At 50.6% G+C, this 3501-nt stretch carries 5 protein-coding genes; 3 read left to right on the plus strand and 2 right to left on the minus strand.

All coding sequences use genetic code 11. The features are described 5' to 3' along the window. Positions 1-64: 64 nt before the first annotated feature. On the minus strand, positions 65-1117 hold the full coding sequence (locus Q0256_RS11275; protein ID WP_297963168.1) for a HAMP domain-containing sensor histidine kinase: 1053 nt from the start codon (positions 1115-1117) through the stop codon (positions 65-67). Continuing rightward, complete coding sequence (locus Q0256_RS11280; protein WP_297963171.1) at positions 1114-1794, minus strand: response regulator transcription factor; 681 nt, start codon at positions 1792-1794, stop codon at positions 1114-1116. The genes Q0256_RS11275 and Q0256_RS11280 overlap by 4 nt, the downstream gene beginning before the upstream one ends. Before the next feature lie 98 nt (positions 1795-1892). Here Q0256_RS11280 and Q0256_RS11285 point away from each other — a divergent pair, with 98 nt between their 5' ends. The 3 genes from Q0256_RS11285 to Q0256_RS11295 all read left to right on the plus strand — a co-directional run. Further along, on the plus strand, positions 1893-2570 hold the full coding sequence (locus tag Q0256_RS11285) for a CsgG/HfaB family protein (RefSeq protein WP_297963174.1): 678 nt from the start codon (positions 1893-1895) through the stop codon (positions 2568-2570). A 9-nt stretch (positions 2571-2579) separates the two neighbouring features. Then, positions 2580-3074: a DUF4810 domain-containing protein gene (locus tag Q0256_RS11290; RefSeq protein ID WP_297963177.1), complete on the plus strand. Its 495-nt coding sequence runs from the start codon at positions 2580-2582 to the stop codon at positions 3072-3074. Then, positions 3071-3501, plus strand: a 431-nt coding sequence (locus tag Q0256_RS11295; protein WP_297963180.1) for a GNA1162 family protein, incomplete at its 3' end; no start/stop codon positions are given. The genes Q0256_RS11290 and Q0256_RS11295, both read left to right, overlap by 4 nt.

Below are 3501 nucleotides of genomic sequence, written 5' to 3' on the forward strand. Positions count from 1 at the left end.
CGAAATTTTACGGCGAGCTACGAATTGCAAGACGCAGCTCATCCGCGCCGTCTTGATCTGAAATTTAAAGCGGAATTTTAACGCGCGCCTCGGTTCCGACGCCGGGTTCGCTTTCGTATTCGATCTGCCCGCCTAAAATATCGAGCGCTCTGCGTACGATGCTAAGCCCAAGTCCGCTGCCGAGCTGTTTGTGCGATTCCTCGCACTGATAAAATCGGTCAAAAATTTTATCCAGCTTCTCGCGCGAGATGCCGATGCCTTCGTCTTTGATGCTCACCTGCGCAAAGCCATCGTAAGCGCAGCAACAAACGAAAATTTTACCGCTCGAGCGCGAGTACTTAAGCGCGTTTTCGATCAAATTTCGCCAAATTTGATTTAGCAGCCCCGCGTTTGATCGCACGCTAAGCGGCGTTAGATCGAGCTCAAACTCGCGCTCTCCATAGTTTTGGCTCAGCGATATGATGCATTGCCTAAGCTGCTCGTCGATACGTACCGTCTCATCTAGGCGCACCGCCGCGCCGCTATCGAGTCTCGTTAGTTTTAGCATATCGGTGCAGAGCTTGCTTAGGCGGTTTGCTTCCGCGCCGATGGAGGCTGCGTATCGCACCGCGCGCTCCTCACTCACGCCGCCCTCGATCATCTCGCTTAACGCGGCGATCGAGGAGATCGGCGTTTTCATCTCGTGCGAGACGTTTGAGACGAACTCCTTTTGTAGCTGCTCGTGCTTTTGCAGCTTCTGCGCCATTTTATTGACGTTTACTACGAGCTCGTCCAGCTCGTGCATATAGACGTAATCAGTGCGGTACCTGTGTATCTTGCGCTCGGCGCGCGCCTCAAAATCGCCGTTTGCGATCGCGGTGATCGCGCCTAGTAGCCGCTTGATCGGGCGAAATAAAATTTTAAGTCCGAAGTAAAGCAGGGTAAAATTTAGCGCCATCGTGATTAGACAGATGATCGCGCACAGCGCCACTCCGTCCCAAAAGCCGCCGATCTTGCCGCCGATGCCTATGTAAAAAAGCATGCAAACCGCGAAGCAGACGATGAAATTTATCACGCCGAATGCGAGCGAAGAGTAAAACGCGATGAAGCTTTTGAGGCTGATGAGGTATTTTTTCATGCTCGCTCCTTTTTTACGGCTTTGTAGCCGAGCCCGCGCACGGTGATTATCTCAAAGTCCTTGGAGTTTTCAAATTTCGCCCGTAGCTTTTTGATGTGCGTATCTACGACGCGCTCGTCGCTGTCCGTTTCGTAGCCCCAAATTTCGCTCATTATCTCAAACCTCGTAAAAATTCTGCCCGCGTAGCTTAGCAGCAGAAATAAAAGACGAAATTCCTTCGGCGCCAGACTTATCCGCTCGCCCGCCGCGCAGACGCTAAGCGTATCGTAGTCAAGCTCGCTTCCGCCTATGAGAAGCCGCTTTTCGTTCGCGATCTTGGCTCGCCTTAGCAGCGCATGCACGCGCAGCACGAGCTCTTTTAAATTTATCGGCTTGCTCATATAATCGTCCGCGCCGCTTTTAAAGCCAGTCTGCATATCCTCGATCTCGCTTTTTGCCGTTATAATCAGTATCGGCTGGCTCTTGCCGTCGCGCCTAACGTATCTGCTAAGCTCAAAGCCGTCCATCTTAGGCATCATCACGTCCGAGATGATCAGATCGAAGTGCGCCTCGTCTAACGCCTCTGTCGCCTGCTTGCCATCAAAGGCGCAGCTCACGTTAAAGCCCTCATCAAGCAGTTTTTCTCTTATCACCGAGCTCAAAGCCTCGTCGTCTTCGACCAGTAAAATATTAAGCATAATCGCTCCCGTTTTGCTAAATTCATGCGCTTAAATTTATACATAAAATTTTAAGAAAAAATGAGATATTATACGTAAATTTTTTCAAGGAGTAAAGAATGAATTTCAAAAAAACCATATCGGCTGCCGTTATTGCGGCTTCGGTGCTGGCGCTATTTAGCGGATGCGCGAAAGAAAGCTCTCGCGTAGTGCAAACCCCTACGGTAGCGAGTCTAAACACCAATTACTCGGGCGAGCGGATCGCCGTGTCGGTAGGACGCTTTAACAACCAGTCCTCTTACAACAACGGGGTGTTCTCCGACGGGGAGGACAGACTGGGCAACCAAGCGCAGACAATTTTGATCTCAAGCTTACAACAAACAGGACGTTTCTCGGTGCTTGACCGCACGAATATGCGCGCCATCAAAGAGGAAAGCGCAATCTCCAAAAGCGCACAAAACTTAAAAGGCGCCAGATACGTTATCACCGGCGATGTGACTGAGTTTGGCCGCAAGACGACTGGAGATCATCAGCTGTTTGGAATTTTAGGCAAGGGAAAGACCCAAACCGCGTATTCTAAAGTAAATTTAAACATCGTTGACGTCAGGACGTCCGAGGTGGTCTTTTCGACTCAGGGCGCGGGCGAATACGAGCTATCAAACCGCGAAGTGTTAGGTTTCGGCGGCACTGCGGGCTATGATTCGACGCTAAACGGCAAGGTGCTAAGCCTAGCGATCATCGAAGCGGTCAATAATCTCGTAAACGGCCTTGAAAACGGCGCGTTTAAACTAAGATAAGGATAAAATTTGAAAGCAGGTAGCGCTCTTGCGCTTGCCGCTGCTGCCGTGATCTTTTGCGGCTGCGGCGGCGGGAGCCGGAATCAAATTTATTACTGGGACGGCAGCTACACGGACTCGACCTATCAGTATCTAAAGCAGGAAGGCGACGTAGGCGAACAGATCGAAGCGCTTGAAAAATCTATCCAAAAGGCATACGAAAAAGGGCTTAAAGTCCCGCCGGGACTTTATTCGCATCTGGGGCTTTTGTATCTAAGCGCGGGTAACGGCGCGAGGGCGAGGGAAAACTTTGAAAAAGAAGCTCAGGCCTTCCCTGAATCAAAGCCGTTTTTGACCTTCGTTACAAACCCCGCCGCGCTTAAAAAAGCTGAGGCTGCGGCCAAGCCGGGCGCCGATAAAGTCCAAGGATCAAGCGGACGCGAAGCCGCCAAAGCAGCCTCTGTAAAGCAAGGCAAAGTTGCCGCAAAGCAGGGCGGCAAAACGAATAAAAAGGCTAAAAAATGAAAAATAAAGCTCAAATAGCGATTTTTAGCGTATTCGTGGCGCTGTTTTTTAATGCGTGCGCTCTAAGTGAGCCTGAAATTTATGACTACTCGGCGCTTCAGCAGGCTAAGCCTCGATCGATTTTGGTGCTAATGCCGACAAACGAAACGACCGAAGTGGACGCAAGTGCTGCCGTGCTTGCCAACGCGATCTATCCGCTAAGCGAGGCGGGCTATTACGTATTTTCGCCTGCGCTCGTGCATGAGACCTTCAAAAATAACGGAATTTACGAAGCGAGCGAGATCCAAAACGTCTCCGCGCACAAGCTAAGACAAATTTTCGGCGCAGATGCCGTGCTATACATGGATGTCGTCAAATACGGCACTTCGTATATGCTGCTAAATAGCGTAAGCGTTGTAGCGGTCAATGCCAAGCTTGTGGATCTGCG

The organism is uncultured Campylobacter sp., assembly GCF_937949835.1.
Lineage (GTDB): Bacteria > Campylobacterota > Campylobacteria > Campylobacterales > Campylobacteraceae > Campylobacter_B.